Annotated in this window: 13 protein-coding genes and 2 pseudogenes; 9 read left to right on the top strand and 6 right to left on the bottom strand. The window is 27.3% G+C overall.

The features are described from left to right. Positions 1-557: 557 nt before the first annotated feature. The 8 genes from aspS (at position 558) to htpX (ending at position 17,218) form a co-directional block, all read left to right on the top strand. On the top strand, positions 558-2,315 hold the full coding sequence (gene aspS, locus BMSBPS_RS01100) for an aspartate--tRNA ligase (RefSeq protein WP_046201086.1): 1,758 nt from the start codon (positions 558-560) through the stop codon (positions 2,313-2,315). A gap of 1,032 nt (positions 2,316-3,347) precedes the next feature. Then, on the top strand, positions 3,348-3,815 hold the full coding sequence (gene ruvC, locus BMSBPS_RS01105; RefSeq protein ID WP_022564584.1) for a crossover junction endodeoxyribonuclease RuvC: 468 nt from the start codon (positions 3,348-3,350) through the stop codon (positions 3,813-3,815). 171 nt (positions 3,816-3,986) lie between these two features. Further along, positions 3,987-4,610, top strand: a complete 624-nt coding sequence (ruvA, locus tag BMSBPS_RS01110) for a Holliday junction branch migration protein RuvA (RefSeq protein ID WP_046201087.1) — start codon at positions 3,987-3,989, stop codon at positions 4,608-4,610. Positions 4,611-4,618: 8 nt separating this feature from the next. Continuing rightward, entirely contained in the window at positions 4,619-5,638 is a 1,020-nt protein-coding gene (gene ruvB, locus BMSBPS_RS01115; RefSeq protein WP_022564586.1) for a Holliday junction branch migration DNA helicase RuvB, read from the top strand. 2,914 nt (positions 5,639-8,552) lie between these two features. Beyond that, positions 8,553-9,539 carry a lauroyl-Kdo(2)-lipid IV(A) myristoyltransferase gene (gene lpxM / locus BMSBPS_RS01125; RefSeq protein ID WP_022564587.1) on the top strand — a complete coding sequence of 329 codons (987 nt, stop codon included), beginning with the start codon at positions 8,553-8,555 and terminating at the stop codon, positions 9,537-9,539. 2,361 nt (positions 9,540-11,900) lie between these two features. Then, positions 11,901-13,376 carry a glucose-6-phosphate dehydrogenase gene (gene zwf, locus BMSBPS_RS01130; protein WP_046201089.1) on the top strand — a complete coding sequence of 492 codons (1,476 nt, stop codon included), beginning with the start codon at positions 11,901-11,903 and terminating at the stop codon, positions 13,374-13,376. A gap of 1,599 nt (positions 13,377-14,975) precedes the next feature. Next, positions 14,976-15,668, top strand: a complete 693-nt coding sequence (gene proQ, locus BMSBPS_RS01135) for an RNA chaperone ProQ (protein WP_022564589.1) — start codon at positions 14,976-14,978, stop codon at positions 15,666-15,668. A 653-nt stretch (positions 15,669-16,321) separates the two neighbouring features. Continuing rightward, on the top strand, positions 16,322-17,218 hold the full coding sequence (htpX, locus tag BMSBPS_RS01140) for a protease HtpX (RefSeq protein ID WP_046201090.1): 897 nt from the start codon (positions 16,322-16,324) through the stop codon (positions 17,216-17,218). A 138-nt stretch (positions 17,219-17,356) separates the two neighbouring features. Here the strand turns inward: htpX and BMSBPS_RS04365 are convergent. From BMSBPS_RS04365 to BMSBPS_RS04560, 6 genes and pseudogenes are all read right to left on the bottom strand, one after another. Then, positions 17,357-18,182 (bottom strand): annotated as a pseudogene (locus tag BMSBPS_RS04365) (PTS system mannose/fructose/sorbose family transporter subunit IID). Positions 18,183-18,209: 27 nt separating this feature from the next. Continuing rightward, the gene (locus BMSBPS_RS04665) at positions 18,210-18,386 is read right to left on the bottom strand and encodes a hypothetical protein (protein ID WP_162484258.1); all 177 of its coding nucleotides are present in this window, start codon (positions 18,384-18,386) and stop codon (positions 18,210-18,212) included. Next, positions 18,350-18,469, bottom strand: a complete 120-nt coding sequence (locus BMSBPS_RS04670; RefSeq protein ID WP_235375461.1) for a hypothetical protein — start codon at positions 18,467-18,469, stop codon at positions 18,350-18,352. Before BMSBPS_RS04670 ends, BMSBPS_RS04665 begins: the two co-directional genes overlap by 37 nt. Before the next feature lie 112 nt (positions 18,470-18,581). Continuing rightward, a complete protein-coding gene (locus BMSBPS_RS04760) occupies positions 18,582-18,692 on the bottom strand; it encodes a hypothetical protein (RefSeq protein WP_326972816.1) in 111 nt (36 codons plus the stop codon). A gap of 217 nt (positions 18,693-18,909) precedes the next feature. Beyond that, a complete protein-coding gene (locus tag BMSBPS_RS04555) occupies positions 18,910-19,089 on the bottom strand; it encodes a hypothetical protein (protein WP_148424734.1) in 180 nt (59 codons plus the stop codon). A gap of 193 nt (positions 19,090-19,282) precedes the next feature. Beyond that, positions 19,283-19,411 (bottom strand): PTS sugar transporter subunit IIB, encoded by a 129-nt coding sequence (locus tag BMSBPS_RS04560; RefSeq protein WP_081699083.1) that lies wholly within the window; start codon positions 19,409-19,411, stop codon positions 19,283-19,285. Positions 19,412-20,406: 995 nt separating this feature from the next. On the opposite strand from BMSBPS_RS04560, the pseudogene BMSBPS_RS04795 reads away from it, so the two are divergent. Next, a pseudogene (locus BMSBPS_RS04795) lies at positions 20,407-21,190 on the top strand (TerC family protein); the annotation flags it as partial. Between the last annotated feature and the right edge of the window lie 105 nt (positions 21,191-21,295).

Raw genomic sequence — 21,295 nt, forward strand, 5'->3', positions numbered from 1 at the left:
ATTGATGCCAATATGTTCATTCTATAATAACTTCTTAATCAATTCAAATAAACAAAAATCCAATTTTACTCTATTGTAGTTCTTTAAATCTTATAACTAATTAATAGTAAAAAGAAATTTAAAATAAATCGAAAATTATCATACGTCATATCTTGCCAGTAAAGCATCAATTCGCAATTAGATAAAGTATATTACATTATATTACCTTTTATGTATGCAATCGAAAAATCGAGCATAATCAGTTAAAATCTTTAAAATAAATTGTTTACACATTTTTAATGTTAGCATAGTGGTAAAACTATATGAAATTTCAAAAAAAAATCTGCTATATTTTCATGGTTTAAAACTCAAATTTAATTTTAAAATCATTGTATTATAAAATATAAATCACTAATTTTATAAGATAAGAAAAATTTTCTATCTTATTATTTAAATCATTTACTCTTCATTAGATTGTCCTAACAAAAAATTTTGTTATCAAAGTTTTTAAATATTATAAAACTGACATAAATCTTCTTCTTTTATAGTAGTACACACAAAGTTAAAAGGATATCCTTATGCGTACAGAATATTGTGGAAAAATAAATTTTTCTCATATAAATAAGAAAGTTACTTTATGTGGCTGGGTAAATCGCTATCGTAATTTGGGTAAATTAATTTTTATTGATATACGTGATTGTAAGGGTATAGTACAAGTATTTTTTAATTCTGATTATGCTGAAGCATTCAAGGTGGCATCTACACTGCGAAACGAATTCTGTATTCAGATTACTGGTATTGTATTATTACGTGATGAAAAGAATAAAAATAGAGATATGCTAACAGGCGAAATAGAAATATGTGCACATTCAATTAATATTCTTAATGAGGCTGAACCTATTCCTTTAGACTTTCATAAAACTAATAATGAAGAAACACGTTTGAAATACCGTTATTTGGATTTGCGTCATCCTATTATGCTTAATAGACTAAAAAAACGTGCTAAAATTACTAGTATTGTTCGTCGTTTCATGGAATGTGAAGGTTTTTTAGATGTTGAAACACCAATATTAACTAAAGCAACTCCAGAAGGTGCTCGTGATTATTTAGTTCCCAGTCGAATACATAAAGGCACATTTTATGCATTGCCACAGTCACCGCAGTTGTTTAAACAACTTTTAATGATATCTGGTTTTGATCGTTATTATCAGATTGTTAAGTGTTTTCGTGATGAAGATCTTCGTGCAGATCGGCAGCCAGAATTTACACAGATTGATATCGAGATGTCTTTTATAACAGCTGATCAAGTGCGTGATATAACAGAACGTCTCATTCGTACCTTGTGGATTCAATTGATCAACGTAGATCTGGGAGCTTTTCCAAAAATAACGTTTAAAGAAGCTATAAGTCGTTATGGTTCTGATAAACCTGATTTGCGCAATCCTATGCAATTAATAGATGTAGCAGATTTGATGAAAAAAATAAATTTTCCATTATTTTATGATGCAGCTAATGATCCTAAAAGTAGGATAGCAGCACTTTGTGTACCAGGAGGAGCAAAATTAACGCGTAAAGAAATTGATAAATACTGTAAATATGTTGAAAATTACGGTGTCAAAAATTTAACATGGATAAAAATTGCAAATTATATCAATCCTCTTCAAGATTCAGAGGGTTCAATAACTAAACATTTAAGCATAGATATCATAGAAAAAATTTTGAAACGTACTTCTGCACAAAATGGTGATTTAATATTTTTTGTTGCTGACCGAATTAAAGTAGTATCTAATTCATTGGGAGAATTACGTTTAAAAATAGGTCAAGATTTGAAGATTACTAATCAACACACTTGGGCTCCTTTATGGGTTATAGATTTTCCAATGTTTGAAGAAAATGATGAAGGTACTATAGTAGCGATGCATCATACATTCACTTCGCCTAAGACATGTTATGCAGATCATTTAAAAGATCAACCACTGAAAACTATTGCAAACGCATATGATATGGTAATTAATGGCTACGAAGTAGGTAGTGGTTCCGTTCGCATTCACAGCGAAAAAATACAACGTTTAGTTTTTAACATACTAGGCATTACTAAAAACGAACAACAAAATAAATTTGGGTTTTTATTAGATGCTTTAAAATTGGGTGCACCACCACATGCAGGATTTGCATTTGGTTTAGATCGTTTAACCATGCTATTAACTAATAGTGAAAATATTCGGGATGTAATTGCTTTTCCGAAGACTACCGCAGCCTCATGTTTGATGACGGAAGCACCTAGTAAAGTAAATGCTACTCTGCTATCAGAACTAGGCATTCAAATTATACCATAAAAATAATTCAAATTCAAAATCAATATAGTAGAGATATCAGATGTTTTTAATGTTCATGTATATATAATATTTTTATCTGCTATTCATTTTAAAATTCATCATACGGTAATTTTTTAAATATCTAAAAATGGCTAAATGATATTAGTAAAAAGAAAGATATAATACTGTGGAAAATAGTTTTAGATTTACCAAAATTCAATATTGATATTCTTGATAAGAACTATATTAAATTACAATTTTCAATGTTGCTAAGTACCAACAATACCATATTATGGTATTGTTGGTACTTGAAATTTTTTAAATTCTTTTTAAAGTAGCTTTAATTATTGATATTACATATCAACGTGTATTGTTTTCTATGTCATTAGGACTTAGCTCAAGTTATTTAAAATATTAACATATTGTATATGTATAAGCTATTCAAATACAATATGAAATGTAATTAATTACTAATTGGTTAAGAAAAATTAAACCTATTGATTAAAAAATTATGATAATTTTAATGAAATGATTATTATTTAATATGATTAAATAATAATCATTTCATTAGCGATCAAATCATTGCAATATAAAAAATGATTTAACTAGACTATTGTCTATATCTATCTGCATTAATAATAAAACATTTTAAACATACTAATTATATTGTTAGAAAAGTTTGTTTTATTTTTAATATATGAGTGGTAACCTAGAAAGGTTATGGTTGTATTTTTTATTTATTGATATCGAATCAATAAGCAATTGCTTTAAAAATGTCTTGTAATAGCATAAATATAATTAAAAGCTATTCTAAAACATTAAATTGATTATTTAATCATCTATGATGAGAATATCATCGATATTTTAATTAAAAATTATTAATAAAACACATAAAATTCTATAGTCGATATTTCTAGATGTTAATATTACTAACCTGTTAATGATTCTAATCATTATAATCACATTAAATAATCATAATGTTTTGCTTTTTTCTGAATCTGTTATAATGTTATGAGTCTTCTATAAATATATAGATTTTTAAAGACAGATATTATGCCAATAGTATTAGGAATTGACCCTGGTTCGTGTGTAACCGGTTATGGTGTTATTCGCTATATTGATCAACGAATCATTTATTTAGATAGTGGTTGCATACGTACCAATACTACTCATTTAGCATCAAAATTGAAGTTTATTTATAGCGGAATCAGTAAAGTTATTCAAAAATTTTCACCTGACTATGTTGCTATTGAACAGGTATTTATGTCTAAAAATGCCGATTCAGTCATCAAATTAGGTCAAGCACGCGGAGCAGCTATTGTTGCAGTAGTTAATCAGGAAGTGCCAGTTTTCGAATATGCTGCACGTCAGATAAAGCAAACAGTAACAGGTACCGGTAGAGCCGAAAAAAAACAAGTACAATATATGGTACGTACGTTATTAAAATTGCAGTTTAATCCACAAATTGATGCAGCAGATGCTCTCGCTATCGCTATAACTCATTGTCATATATCCTATTAATTGATACTTTAGTAAATTCATATGATAATAAATTTGTATGATGTCTTGTTACTATTTTGAGTACAATAAAAGATTTACGCAGTATCAAAGATGATATAAAATCAAAATTTTTATTTATATGATTTTATATTATTATACTTAATTAATTGACGAAATTAAGGAAGAATATAGGTGATTGGTCGTTTACGAGGTGAAATTCTGGAAAAACAACCACCGTTAGTATTAATCGAGGTACATGGTGTTGGTTATGAAGTATATATGCCAATGATTTGTTTTTATAAACTTCCTAAGATTAACCAAGAAGCAATAATTTTTATTGAATTTATAATACGTGAAAATACACAGTTATTATTCGGTTTTAGCAATACAAAACAACGCAATTTATTCCGTGAATTAATCAAGGTGAGTGGTGTTGGTCCAAAATTAGCTCTATCTATTCTTTCTAGTATATCTACAGAACAACTTATGCACTGTGTTGAATGCGATCAAATCGAATTATTAGTAAAATTACCAGGTATAGGTAAAAAAATTGCCAATCGGCTTGTCATGGAAATGAAAGATCGCTTTAAACGTATTTATAATAAGACATTAAATACAACAGGTTCTGACTGTGTGTTGAGCACTACATCGCCGTGTAGTACGTTGCAAATTCATCATGCAGCAGAAGAAGCAGTGGCAGCATTAATATCGTTAGGCTATAAACCACAAGAAGCTAATCAGATGATTGACAAAGTGATAACATCAGACGCGAATTGCGAAACTTTAATTCGTGAAGCGTTGTGTAGCGTTATGTGAGGTAGTGGATGATCGAAGTAAATCGCTTAGTTTCTAATTCTTCTTTTAATGAGGAAGACCATTTTGAGCGTGCTATGCGCCCTAAGTTGCTATCAGAATATATCGGTCAACGTCAAGTTAGAGAACAAATGGAAATCTTTATTAAAGCAGCAAAACAACGTGGTGATGCTTTAGATCATGTATTAATTTTTGGTCCACCAGGATTAGGTAAAACGACGTTAGCTCATATCATTGCTAATGAATTAGGCGTAAATTTGCGTACTACTTCAGCTCCAATACTAGAAAAAGCGGGCGATTTAGCGGCTATATTAACTAATCTTAAACCATATGATGTACTATTCATTGATGAAATACACCGTTTATCTATCGTTTTAGAAGAAATATTATACCCTGCAATGGAGGATTATCAGTTAGATATCATGATTGGACAAGGTCCAGCCGCTCGTTCTATTAAGCTCAATTTACCACCTTTTACCTTAGTCGGAGCAACGACGCGTGCAGGTTCTCTTACATCTCCCTTACGTGATCGCTTCGGTATCATACAGCGTTTAGACTTTTATGATATTACTGATTTACAGAACATTATTACTCGAAGTGCACAATTGTTGGATTTAATAATTACTAAAGAAGGTTCACTCGAAATAGCACGTCGTGCACGTGGAGCTCCGAGAATAGCCAATCGTCTATTACGCCGAGTTCGTGATGTTGCAGAAGTCACAACTAATGGTAATATAAATGGCGAAACAGCATCTATGGCTTTAGATATGTTAAATGTTGATAATTTAGGACTGGATGATATGGACCGTAAGCTTCTTTTGACTATTGTTGATAAGTTTTCGGGAGGACCGGTGGGGTTAGATAATTTAGTAGTATCAATAGGTGAAGAACGTGAAACTATCGAAAATATTATTGAACCGTTTCTAATTCAACAGGGATTTATTCAGCGTACACCACGCGGACGTACTGCCACATCTTATGCTTACAATCATTTGCGTATTAAAAAGCAACACAATAATATTAGATTGTAGATTTTTTAATAATACCTATGATAAAATTAATTATATAATACATAGAGCGGACAACTGGTATGTGGTGTATGGTGGAACAGACCGGCCTATCTACGATATCAATCATATTGAATATTCTAACTAGAATACCTACTTTTTCGGATAAAATGAGTTACGATGTGCAGTTTACATCATAAAAAATAAGCAATAAAGTTATGATGATCACCCGATAAATTTCATAGGTACTCTGCTCCGATTAGTCAATTTTATGACTTACATTAAAATAAAGAATATATGTTGAGTACTAACTCAATAGACCTGTGCTAATTACTATATCAAGATTTATTAACAATAATCATTCCGATAACCATATAAGTACAACTCTTACAATCGTTGTGCGGATCCTAAGAACTATAAATAATTTGGAGTCATTGCTAATAAATCTCAAAATGTATAGTCTCTTAAATCTATATGCACATCTTTATAATTCACAATACTAAACCCAGTTATAATGTACTGTGCGATTTATAATTCCGAGTAAAACATCAGTCGATACAAGAAACCGTGGTTCTACTAACCTTAAATAAACGCTAAATATATTATTAAGTAGAATACTATATAGCATGCATGCATGGCATGGGTTGATCGTGTTCAGTAATGAATTACGTGCTATGATGCTAATAAGCAATGAAATATTAATATAGAGTATTGCAAAAAAGCACATACAAGCATGCTAGATTATAAACTACCTCATAAACCAAGCACCAAGCTGCTATTATTGTCAAAAATATTCCACTGACTTCTCCAAGTAATATTAGTTCGATCATTGTCAACTACTTTTCTTCTCAATTAAGATGTTTTATAAATTTTTAAAGTAATATTAATTATGACATATATATGCTAAATAAGAAAAAATTTTAATAACTTTCTGATTTTATAATACTTTTTAGTTTTTTAAAATACTATATATAGTTATTAAGCCTTAGCAATTAATCAATCTTAGTAATTACTATATGTAAATTATTTAAGATAATATTATTATTTCTACAATAGAACTAATGATCTAGATTACCGATTCAATTATAATTATATAAGGGGATTTTTCTTTTGTTGTATCTATACATTGCATTGGTTATAAATACCGGCAATTTAGATTTTTTTAAAAGAATACAAACGAATAACACATGCTGCATCTTTTTTCCAAAAAGCTTTTTTAGTGAGATATCATACAGATGATCAGATTGTAGATGTTTTAATGTCAATCAAACAGTATTGAGGTTACTTTTACACTACAAATTCATAAAAAAATTTAATGATGATGATATCACGTTGAATCAATATATAATATTTTCTGCACATACATTCTTTGCGAGTTAATACAATGTATTAGTTTACTTGTAGTTAATAATACTAATTTTAGTATGATACGTAATGATTTTGATATTTGAGTTCGATTAGAATCAAGTACCGTAAGTATTTTACTATATTTTGATGAGAGATTAATATTTTTTAATATTACATGTGACTATAACTACATAAATATTTATTTAACTTTGATAAAAAAAGAAATTAATATGCTAGTAAACTTAATAGTACAATTTAATTTGTATATGTAACATTGTTACATGAATTGGTTTACAACATCAAATAATGTATTATGCTTGGTAATTAAAAGTATTTTATTTTTAAATTTTTTTTTGATTATTGTTGTTATATAATTTTCTAACATGTTGACGGTTAGGACATCAATTAAACTTATTGGATTTATTTTCTCTTCTATAATACTAATAGAATTATATTCAATTGAATTATTTTGACAGATAATGCTTTTAAACTTTATGCAGCATTGTATTTATCTAAACTAAAACGGATAACATGGATAGTCTAGAAAAAGAATGTTTTCTTATTAGACATTTTGCTAAACTCTCATTAAAAAATTTGCACAGTTCTAATATACTTAAATTTAAAAAACTTCTAGTCAAAAAACCCATAAATAGAAAAACATTAGAAACTTCTAATCCGCAGCATAATAAAATAACATTATTGCTTCGTAATGCATATATACATTTAAATATACATATATAGATTTTAAAAATATATAATTTATGGAAAGTTATTAGAACTAATTTTATAGAACCTAGCTTAGTACTAAATTTAAATCTTAAGTCTCTCAAATTAGAGTTATTAAGGACAGATAAACATATAAAAATACAACTTCTTTCAGAATGAACAAATATTTATTATTTTTATGATCCTTATACTGATGTTAAAAAACATTACGGTTTATGATTCATAACTTATTTTGTACTTAATTCTAAAATCCCAATAGCTACCGGACAATGAAATCAAGTAAGCATATCAATCCATTGATATTGGATTACAAGTTAAACTAGCTATCCATTAATGGTATGTTTCTATTACACAGTTACCTTAGAGTAATTTTAATTCTTTCGTTACAGAAATTAACATTAATAAAGATTGCTACAGCTATCTAAAATTTTTTTACGACTTCGCAAGAATATATTATTTGCTTCAGTAACTACAATAAATCAATTAAATTAATTTAATATTTTTTAAATGCTGTTTATATTTAATAATTGTGATTATTTCATCAGTGATTTATTGTTAATTGTCTTAAATTGAGAAGGACTTAAAAGATCTTAATAAGATAAATATCAATCCAACAAAAAAAAGAAGTAAGTAAGAAATTTTCTCAAAACTTAAATTAAAATTAACAGATAATCTTCACAATTAATATTAGTATGATATTATAAATAATGTAGAACATAGTGGAAAGATTCAATCAATTAAAATTGACGAAATAATTTTTTTAAAACATACATAGTTTAAAATTATTTTTAATTTTTTAATATCTTAGATTCTTTAAAAAATCATACATACAATTATGTAAATTGCTTATTCTAAAAGGCAACTTATGAAAACTAGAAAAACAAGCAACATAAAAAATAAAATTGAATTTGTTCCAGTTTTTAAAAGTTCCTTTTTACGCCCAAAATACTGGTTCAGTTGGCTAGTAATTAGTTTCTTAATATGTATGTCTATGTTATCTGTTAAAATACGTGATCCTATTTTAAATGTATTAGGAAAATTAATTAGCAAATTAGCAAAAAATGCGCGTCGTCGAGCACGTATTAATCTTTATTATTGCTTACCCGAACTGAATGAAGTACAACGTGAACAGATTATTGAAAATATGTTTTCTACTGCATTACAGGCTATAGTTATGATGGTAGAGTTAGCTCTATACAACTCGAAAAATTTACGTAAACGTATAGAATGGTATGGTCGTGAAATCATTGATGCATTAAAAAATAAAAAAGAAAATGTTATATTTCTTGTACCTCATGGTTGGAGTGTAGATATGCCAGCTATGTTATTAGCTTCTGAAGGTAAGATGATGGCTGCCATGTTCCATCATCAAAGTGATTTGTTGATAGACTATTTATGGAATACTATACGCCGTCGCTTTGGAGGTCGCATGCATGCTCGCAAAGATGGCATAAAACCTTTTGTTAATTCTATACGTCAAGGTTATTACGGTTACTATTTACCCGATCAAGATTATGGAACCGAAAATAGTGAATTCGTAGATTTTTTTGCTACTTATAAAGCCACATTGACTGTCTTAGGTCGTCTCATGAAAGTATGTCATGCATGTATAGTTCCAATGTTTCCAGTATATAATAGTATGACACATCGTCTAGAGATTTATGTACGTCCAGCAATGAATGATCTCTTAAGCGCTGATAATAAAACATTAGCTCGTCGTGTAAATGAAGAGATAGAAAAATTTGTACGACCTTTTCCTGAACAATATACCTGGGTTTTAAAGTTGTTAAAGACACGAAAACAAGGAGAGATAGAACCCTATGCGCGTAATGATTTATATCCATTAAAATAGAGCATTCATTGGTTTCAATTCATCAACGTCTAATTGATTTATTTATTAACTATTTTTCTATTTTAAATAAAATTTATATTTATGTAATAAATATAAATTTAGTTATTCATATATAAAGACAGGCTTAATAAATTTTTTAAAAATAAATCGAAAAATCAAAAATTACACTCAACATTGCTGTAGATATAAAAGACCGATAGTATTAGCAATATCTATCTTGCCATTACATCACCTTGAGTGACCGTTAGTAAATTATCTGATAAAAAATCTTTTCCTTTGCTAAAGGCAAAGTACCATAAAAAGCTCATATATTATTACTACTATCGAAATACAGCAGTATCTATCCCACGATAGAGTGAGATCAAGTTTATAATTTACCTTTACATGGCATGATGTGGCAAATCGGTAAGTACGATGTGATACGTAAAGTCATTAATGCAATTCATTAAAATAGAAATTATCTGTTGCATATTTCAACATCTCATATTAAAAATATTATTAGAAATATGAGTAACATGAATTTTTGTACTTAAAAATACTTTAGCTAATAGCGATACAGTTACTACTGCATATTAATTAATAGCAGTTTCTGCTGATACCTTTACAATATTAGTACTATTTGGAAAAGCTTTATTCATTCATTACTACATTTTATATAGCAATCAGATTAATAATCATCAATTATATCATTTGAGTAGTAGTAATAATAGCATGATTTAATTAATAAGGATGACGAATTAATTTTTTAAATTTCTATTAAGTTAGCACAAAAATATGTATGTTTTATTATTAAATAGAACTACGTCGACACTAACTTTTTTGAGAACTCTTATGCACTACTTTTAGAACTTTCAGTTTTATATACTCATCGTCGAATAACAAAATATCGTTTCGAATATATATTTTAAAAAGTTTTTGTAATTGACACTAATTTTTTGTTTATCTGATTGACTTTGATGTAAATTTGCATTTAGCAAATATTTAACTCCAATTTATAAAAATATCTTCTTTTCTTTAAAAGTCAAAATTGTATCTTATAGTTTTGTACATCAACTAAAATAGCTATATAATGACTTAATTTTATTTTACGCCCTATATGTACTTACATGAATAGACTTTTAAAAATTGTGATCAATATTAGTAGTTAATTTCAAAATTATAATGTTCTTAGTTCTTCTAACATGTTTATGCATAGAAGACTCCATTAATCACCTATTCTTATGTAGAATGAAAATACCTTTCCATCACATATTGAATATGATCATGAATAGTTCTAAACTTCAAATTTAGAATACAGATATATTTATTTTTTTAATTGTAATTTTGGCATACTATCTAATATTGAAAAATATGGTTCTTGTTATGTTTTAATTTGATGTAGGTACTTGTAATATTAATATATCGTATATTTATATTAAGTTATTTATGCTTGTATAATTTTTAACACTTTTCTGTCGATATGGAAATAGTTCTTTTATAAATATATTTTTTAAAAAAAACTGCTATTATCAATGCTTATAAATGTCATAGTTAAATATTAAACATAACAAGTCTAAAACTAAGCTTCTATGTAAATAATAAGTTTAATTGATCAATATTGCTTATTAAACTCTATAATTTAATAATAATATTAAGCATAACTGACACTTTTTAAAAAATCTACTTAATTGCAATAAAAAATAAATTTCAAAATTTATAAAGTTAGTTATTTTCATCGTTAAAAGATATTTATTTAGACAACACTACAAATACAATATCCACGTGCAATCATGTACGTTATTAATTTAATCTTAAAATATATTTAAAATATTGCGAAAATTTTAATACATCTTATTTACTGCCATTGATCTATAATTATTTTGTTTTTTAAGTTTTGATGTTATAAAAACACACCTTTTATTTCTTGGAATACACAATTTATATTAACTGGAAGTTAAAATTGAACAAATTGATATTGTTATCTTTCAATGTATTTACATATTTAATTTATAATATCTATTAATTAAAAGCATACATTAAGGTTAGTTATACTTTTAAGAATTGAACTATATGTAATGTACATTTATTTTTTTAAGATCGCTTATAAAAGTTACAGTTGTAATATTATAAAAATAAATATAAACATTTTAGTAATCTGATTGCGAATAAATTTACTACTATTGAGTTAAATTAAAATACCAAAAATACTTATACAAATACTTTAACTACATCTATCCTACATTAAGAATATTATATCAGATTTATGTCCAAATAAGCAAGAAACATACTGTACTTAAAAATAAGAAAATATAAGTATTAGTAATTTATATGTAATCATAAGAATAATACTCATATATGCGTACAGTAAGGAGGAAAAGCAAAATGACATTTGTAGAAATAGCCGAAGCATGTGATTTGGTAATTTTCGGTGCTAAAGGTGATCTTGCACGACGAAAATTATTACCTTCATTATATCAATTAGAAAAAGCTACTCAAATGCATGTAGCTACACGTATTATTGGAGTAGGACGTGCAGATTGGAATAAGGAAGAATATATAAAAGTAGTACGTGAAGCGTTAGAAAATTTTATGCAAGAAAAAATTGACGAAACAGTATGGTTTAATCTTAGTAGACGTCTAGATTTCTGCAATTTAGATGTTAATCAAACTTCACATTTTGCCAAACTAGGCAAAATGCTTGATCAAAAAAATCGAATTACTATTAATTATTTTGCTATGCCACCATCTACTTTTGCTAATATTTGTAAGGGCTTAGGCAATGCAAAACTTAACTCTAAACCAACACGTGTAGTAATGGAAAAGCCTCTTGGAACCTCTTTGCTAACATCACAAGAAATCAATAATAATGTCGGAAAATTTTTTGAAGAAAGTCAAGTTTTTCGTATAGATCATTATCTTGGTAAAGAAACAGTACTCAATCTACTTGCATTACGATTCGCAAATTCCATTTTTATTAATAATTGGGATAATCGTGCTATTGATCATGTACAGATAACTGTAGCAGAAAAAGTAGGCATAGAAGGTCGTTGGGGTTATTTCGATAAAGTCGGTCAAATGCGTGATATGATTCAAAATCACTTACTTCAGATACTGAGCATGATTGCGATGTCCCCATTATCGGATCTGAGTGCTGATGCAATACGTGATGAAAAAGTTAAAGTTCTTAATTCATTGCGTTTCATTGATCATAAAAATGTGCTTGAAAAGACTGTACGTGGTCAATACACTGCTGGTTATATACAAGGAAAACAAGTGCCTGGTTATCTAGAAGAAAAAGGTGCAAACAAACTGAGCAATACTGAAACGTTTGTAGCTATTCGTGTTGATATTGATAATTGGCGTTGGGCAGGAGTCCCATTCTATCTACGTACCGGTAAACGTTTACCAACAAAGTGCTCAGAAGTAGTAGTATACTTTAAAAGTCCACAAATTAATCTATTTAAAGATTCGTATACTAAATTACCGAAAAATAAATTAACTATTCGTTTACAACCAGATGAAGGGGTCGATATAGAAATTTTAAATAAAGTACCAGGGCTTGATCATAAACATAAATTACAGACTACTAAATTAGATTTAAGTTATTCGCAAACTTTTAATCAATCACATTTAGCTGATGCGTATGAACGTCTTTTATTAGAAAATATGCGAGGTATTCAAGCACTTTTTGTTCGTCGTGATGAAGTAGAAGCAGCTTGGAGTTGGGTTGATTCAATTATTAATGCATGGAGTGTAAACGCAGATTCACTAGAATCATATAAAGCGGGCACCTGGGGACCCATATCTTCTATGACAATGATTACTCGAGATGGTCGTTGTTGGAATGAATTTCAATAATAAAATTTAACAATCAAATTTTCGAATAGAAATTCATTAAATATTCATTGGTAATTTTAAATTTTATATTATTTTAATTTATTTAAGTGGAGTATAGATATAATTATCATTACATACAAAGAAAAACCTATACAATTTACTACTGTATCTTATGTGAATTTGATTAATACTATAGCTATGAATTACAATTCAGAGAATATATATATTTTAACTAAAGATAAAGAATTAATTGTTTACTTAACACAAATTGCATACATAAAATATATTTTCTAATTTTTATAAGAAAATATATGAATTTTTCTAAAACTTATTTAGAGTTAAGTATACATATATGTAGCTATACAAATATTAATAAAATGTAAAATTTTGAGATAGTCGAATAAAAATTATTGAAATTGTATTAAATTTTTTATAATCTTTTGTAGTTATTATAATATTAATGAAATATTCATATATATTTATTTTATTAAAAAAGAAATAATCTCATAAAAATGTAATTTCTATTATTTATTAAAAATTAAAATTTCTTATAAATAAAAGTAAAAACCACAGATATTAGAAACTCATATTACTATTACATTATTGGAATAATATATGTAAGAATAATTTAGAAAATTAATTTTCTCTTTCTATCTTTTAAAAGGACTATTTGTATTTAATTTAATATAAACGTAGTGTTATAGATCTATCTTTAATAGATCGCAAAATCTTAAAAATCATTTTTTATGATATATTTTAAAAAATTATTTATTACTACTAAATCCTTTTCAATGCATTGTTTCTTATATTTAACTTCTTTAATTTAAATATTATTAAATAATATTTATTAAGAAATATTTCGTTAATGAATATTATCCAATACGTAGATTACAACAATAACTATATTATAGTTATTGCATTTAATAAGTTGAATTTTTTAATTTAAAAGGTATTTATTTTGATTTAAAAATCAATATTTTTATTATTTTTAATCAAATTGAAATAAAAGAAAAAATATTTATTTTTCTTTTATAATGTATAATAATACAAAGATTATATTGAATATGTTATGATGTTTTACTATCATAAATACGATATTTGAATTACAACAACTCTAATTTGTATATATGAATATTGATAAATAATTATATTGACATCTCTATGTGATTTGATTATTATCTTAATAATAACATAAACGTTTTACGCTGATTATTTTGAATTTATCAACATTTAAATATGTTACACATATATTTAGATATTATTTGTCTCTATGTAAATTGACTAAAAATGATCTATCAATATTATTTGATATAATCTATATTATTTTCTAAATAAATCTATTTTTGATCACAATATCATATTTTATATTATAGAATATTCATAACATTAAATATATAACAAGATATTAAAATCTATTCGTTAATAAAATATATTTTTTATTATTTTATATTTAATACTAGTATTATTAAATAGGTGGTATAATGTAAAAATTAAAGATATATCCGTATGTTCAATCTATAATAACAAAAAATTAAATAGTATTTCGTAATGTGCTCATTATACTGAAATAAGTATTCATGATTAATTGAATTGGTAAATCTGTTATAATTAGGAAATCTCATGGAAAATCAACTTAAGTTGAAAAGCAGTAAAGAGGTCATCTTATTTCTGGCAGAACGTTTTCCGCAATGTTTTAGCATAAAAAGTGAAGTGCGTCCGCTTAAAATAGGGATTTTTCAGGATATAATAGAACGTATTCAAGATGAAAATAAGATGAGTAAAACACAATTACGTGCAGCATTACGTCTGTATACCTCGAGCTGGCGTTACCTGTATTGCATTAAAATTGGTGTGAATCGCATCGATCTTGATGGTAACATTTGTGGTGTTTTAAACAAACAACATGTTGAATATGCGCGTAAAAAATTAGAAGAAGCAAAATTGCGTGTTCGAACACAGCGTGAGTATCTTAAAAATAAGAAACGAGCAGTTTTTGAAAACGCGACAAATCAAAATAATCACGATCGTTTAAATACATCTGTCATGCCATACGACAAAAATATATCGCCACTCCATCAATCTAAAGTAAAATGTTCAGATATTATATCGAATATTTCTAATAATATTGATCAAAATTTATTATATAAACCTTTCATTGATATTACAACATTACAAGTTGGACAAAATGTCAAAATAAAAGTTGGAAAAGACATCGTGGATGCGACAATTATTGAAATTACTAAAGATGATATTCGCGTAAGATTAGAATCTGGTATGTCTATTATTGTACATACAGAACATTTACAAGCATAATTTACAAAAAAAACAGGTTAGTAATATTTTACTAACAATCATATTATATATTGTGTGTAATATGAAAATTTCTATAATTTAATTGGTAAGAAATGTAAAATAAAATCACTATACTCAATTATAATATAAAAAAATTTAACTTTTTAATATTTTCCAAATGTTAAAAAAATTTCCATTTTAATTAATAACCATTAGTTACTATTAGTGATACTTGTATTTACGAACTTATGTTCAACTAATATTGAACATATTTATTTGTTCTAAAAATATTTTTCATAAATAATTATATATACGCATGAAAAACTATTATAAATAATATTTTTAAATGATACATTATAAAGTAGAATGTCTAATATAAATATGAAATATATATTGAAAAGTAGCGAAACATTATTTTTAATTTAAAGATTAAGAAACATCTTAAATATTTTTTCTTAATCATATTAATATTTATAAATATAAAATTGATTAGAAATGTATTAAATTTCTTTTTTGTAGTTTTTGTATATTTTAAATTAATTTGCAATAATGAATGTTAACTAAGGTACTTTTTTATATCTCTATAATTGTTATATACTATTCATTACTAATGCTTACTGAAAAGTAAAACATATATATAAATGTATTTTGGATATTTAAAAGGTCCATATATTATGAATCGCATTTTTCTTTTTTTAATTACTCATTTATCAGTGATGCTTGTTTTTGGATTGTTTCTTAATTTAATTGGAATACAATCAAATAATATTCAAAATTTGCTTATTATATCGTCTTGTTTAGGATTTAGCGGTTCTTTTATCTCACTATTACTCTCTAAGTCTATGGCCTTACGTGCTGTTAATGGCGTAATTATTGAATACGCACATGATGAAAGCGAACACTGGTTAATAAAAACAGTCAGTTGTCAAGCTAAACAAACTGGAATTAAAATGCCTCAACTAGCAATTTATCAAGCAAAGAATATTAATGCGTTTTCTACTGGTTTTCGTCGTAATTCATCACTCATTGCTGTGTCAAGTGGGTTGTTGAAACATATGAACTATGATGAAACTGAAGCAGTAATTGCTCATGAAATTTCTCACATTGCTAATGGTGATATGGTTACTATGGGTTTAATTCAAGGTATTGTGAATACGTTTGTTATCTTTTTTGCTGGTCTTATGGTGAAAAAAATAACATTTAGTCCTGTATCAATTCGTTGCAATAGTGCAATAGAAAATGATGCACGAATTAAATCATTAGGTTATATTATTGTAACAATAATACTAGAACTAATATTTGGCATGCTTGCTACTATGATTGTAATGTGGTTTTCACGCCATCGAGAATTTTATGCCGATGCACATGCAGCCAAATTAGTCGGATCCAAAAAGATGATTGCTGCATTACAGCGTTTAAATATTAGCAGTGAGCCGCCACAAGAACCACAAAATATCATAGTTTTTTGTATTAATGGTAAAAAAACAAAATCGATATTTGAATGTTTTATGTCGCACCCTGCTCTTAAAAAACGTATCAAAACATTGCTTAGATCTAAAGATATGGATTAGCGCTGCTACCTATATTATGTTACTTAATTTTTATTCATTAAATATTGATTAAAATATACCAAAATAACAGAGAAAATAATAAAAAGAAAATCAATGTATTTACAATAGATATAATATAAACAGTGTGATATGTTGTAATTATATGCCGAGTACACTTGTCAAACACCTTAAAATACTAATAACAAAAAACTTTTTATAATCAATATTGAATCAATACGATGAAGCAATAACCACATACAGCTAAATGTTAACAGCAAAGGAATGCAACCAGACATTAGTTTATCTAAAATAGTTTGTACGGTCGTCATTGTTATTTTACTATTTTTATCTGTGATGCGCAAAACTACAACAAGTATATTAGCATGATTACGCTTATGAACAACTGTGCCCATAATAAAAACACCCAGAATTGATGCTCCTTCAGTAATTTTTTTAAGAAGTTTTCTTGTATGTCGTTTGTGATATTAATACTTTTACGATAACCGTACATTATCATCGTAATATCGAATTACAATACGAATTGTATTAAAAATAAAATCGCACGGAGAATGTTTCCGTTTATTGCTAGACTTGCTTCAAAAACTGAAAAAATTGGACGAATAATACCCCAAAAATTGGATTACCAACACTAGCTAAAGGGCCCATCAATGATACTTTTATTGCAATGATTACATCATCATGAATTATCTCGCCAATTATTAGCGCGATGTTTTTCCATTGCCGTCGTAATGGCTAGTATTAGTAGAACTGTGTAAGGATGTTGTGTATTAAAAAATTGCAGATCATGTTTAATTGCTTGTTTACGATGTCGTCGTTTTTTGTGTAAACACTGTGAATGACTGGTACCATTGAGCAGTAAAACCTAAAGCTTGCATTTGTTAAAATTCTAAGAACCTTGAAATGAATTTGAGCAAATCATTACACTTCGAATATCGTGTAGCGTAAGTGTTTTAGAACTAGTCATTTACACACCATCATTTTAATTTTTATTTCAATCCTGTGCACCATCCAAAAAATGGTTGCAAGTATCATTAGTACGGTTATATTTATCTGTGACTTGAATGTACAACATTGCCATAACTGTAACGATTACACTCAATGCAACAAAATTAAAATTAGTGAAAGCAGTTGTTACAAAACCAAGATAAAAAAAGGCATTAGATAACACAAACGTATGATATTCATAACTATTTCATAACCTATAATCACAATTATACCACTACTGACATTTAAAGCATTAATAAAAACCATAGCAATAGACTTTAAAAATATATTTAGCACATTAGTTCCATAAAAAAATAACTATAATCAAAGTAGTTAGAGCAATCCGCATTGTTTGTAAAAATATAGTAGACATATGAATCTAAGAAATAGCGCCTAAATTAAATTTTATAGCTATTATATCAGTAACATGTTGAAATATAATAATAAATATACGTTCAATAATTGTTAACACTTGACTAACGACAGACAATGGAATTCCTAACGCAATACTAGTACTAATATTTTGCCATTCACTAATTACTAAAATAGTTCAGATAATAGAAGCTAATGCAACGTCAGAAGCAATAGATGCACTTATTTTGGTTCATCTTAATACAATTATTTCTAATATACTTCCTACCTATAATAACTCCAGTCTTGATATCTCCTAGAACACTACCTATAGATAGATTATTAATAATAATAAGCTAAGTAGGACTATAAATTAATCTTCTTTTTAAGTCTATCATATTTACTTTGGAATCATTGGAAATTTTACGTACTTTAAGTTCTCTCCCACGTCGATTAAGTCGATAACATGCTGATATTTCTTCTTTATTGATAGATGGTATATTATTAATTTGAGTGTTTCTTTTTTGAAAAGCCATCCCAACCATATTAACTTATTTAATCTCTATAGCTTTTTCTACGATTCGAAAAATATCTATTGGATAAGAAAATAATAAGATCACTCGATCTTGACTATATTTAGTATGATTCTAAATTCCACCATCTTATCTAGATTAACTACGAGTACAGTTATAAGAGAAGAGGAAGAACTATCTGCATAATAAATATTTTTCATATATGATCACTAGCAAACTCATCATTTACTGAAATAATTCTTGTAATATTGATTTCTCTAACCCAACGTGTTGAAATTTGTCCATGAATTAAACAATCCTCAATACAGACAAGATTAAGTTTCATATGTTGGTTCTGTTTGTGTTGGTATTCTTCTACATTTTTTGTTCTTGCTTAGATCTTCTTATCTTACAGACTTGAGATGCTTCTGAAGCAATGCGTGTAGCAGATGTAGTTTTTAGAGATTTTATATTTTTACGACTAGCTTCAATGGCGAGATGAACAAGCTTTTCTATCGAGATAATACGATCTCATTTCATTAAAATTTTTAGTAATATTAGTATATTGATTCCATCAATATAACGTTATACATAAGTTGATCGATAGAAATACGTCTATTTTCATTGAAAGGGCTACCTGCCCATCCATGTATCGACTAAAAACAATATTCCTTGAGAAGGATTGAGAATGATTAATTGTTCTGTGTACTTTTTAAATAATATATCTACATTTTCGTTAGGCAAAAATTTACCCATATAAGATTCTTTTGTTTACGGAGTACCACCTCGTTGTACTAAGCAAATTTTTTTCCATTTCACCATGTGTACAAATTATAATGGCAATTGTCACTTGATATCTCTGTCCTTATGACATGTTTATATAAGATAAACGGGAAGAAAAGAACATGTAAATATATTATTCTAATCTAATTCAAAAAAAATCATTAAGAAAAAATATTCTAATATAAAACATGTTAATACAATTTATTATTGGTAATAAGATAAATATATTATATATATATTTACTCATTTTCACATATGCAAAAATTGCATTTTCACTAACTATGCTAATGTAGGATGATTATTTATAAATAAAAAAATTTTAATGTTTTAAGTTCATGAACATATTATTAATTACTACTATTATTACTAATACTTCTTACTTTATTATCATCTCTCAGCGCATCTTTTAACTATTATCAAAATAGTTTAGTCTACTTTCAGCGTTTTCTAACCTATGCTGTAATATTATCAGTTGTATTATTATTGGTTAAAGGTGGTTGTCTCATTGTACTATTCAGACCCGTTTGTTTCGCCCTGGATTTCTGCAAGGAGTCATTGATGGAATTTTTTTCAAAACCCTCAATGTGGGCGGGGTTACTTACATTAGTTATATTAGAGATTGTTTTATGTGTTGATAATTTGGTATTTATTGCCATTTTAACAGATAAACTTTTACCAAATCAACGTGATAAGGCTCGATTAATTGGTCTAACACTCGCTTTTTTTGCACGAATAGCTTTGCTATCATTTATCTCTTGGATTGTGACTCTTACAAGACCTTTGTTCATAATAAGTAAATTTAGTTTTTCTGGCAGAGATTTAATTCTTTTGATTGGCGGTTTATTTCTTTTATTCAAAGCAACAATGGAATTACATGAACGTTTAGAAAGTCATGATCTTGAACATCAAATGGATAAAAACTATGCGAGTTTCTGGGCAGTAGTAATACAAATTGTAGTGTTAGATGCAATATTTTCGTTAGACGCAGTAATTACCGCTGTTGGTATGGTAAATAATCTATCGGTTATGATGATTGCAGTAGTAATTGCCATGAGTATCATGTTACTAGCTTTCAAACCATTAACGCGTTTTGTTAATGCACACCCCACAGTGGTGGTCTTGTGTTTAAGTTTTTTACTAATGATTGGCTTATCACTAATGGCACAAGGGTTTGGTTTTAATATCCCCAAAGGTTATATTTATGTAGCTATTGGTTTTTCGATTATTATTGAATTATTTAATCAAATTGCACGACGTAATTTTCTACGCCATCATGCACGCCGTCCAATGCGTGAACGTACCGCTGAAGCAATTCTGCGTCTGATGGGTAGTGTAAGGCAACGTAATCAACCAATAATTAATGAAGAAGAAGTGTTAGTACAAGTAATGCATCAGCAACCTTTTAAAGATGAAGAACGTGATATGATGAAAGGTGTATTAACACTCT

It is taken from the genome of Candidatus Pantoea carbekii (assembly GCF_000971765.1).
Classification (GTDB): Bacteria; Pseudomonadota; Gammaproteobacteria; order Enterobacterales; family Enterobacteriaceae; genus Pantoea_A; species Pantoea_A carbekii.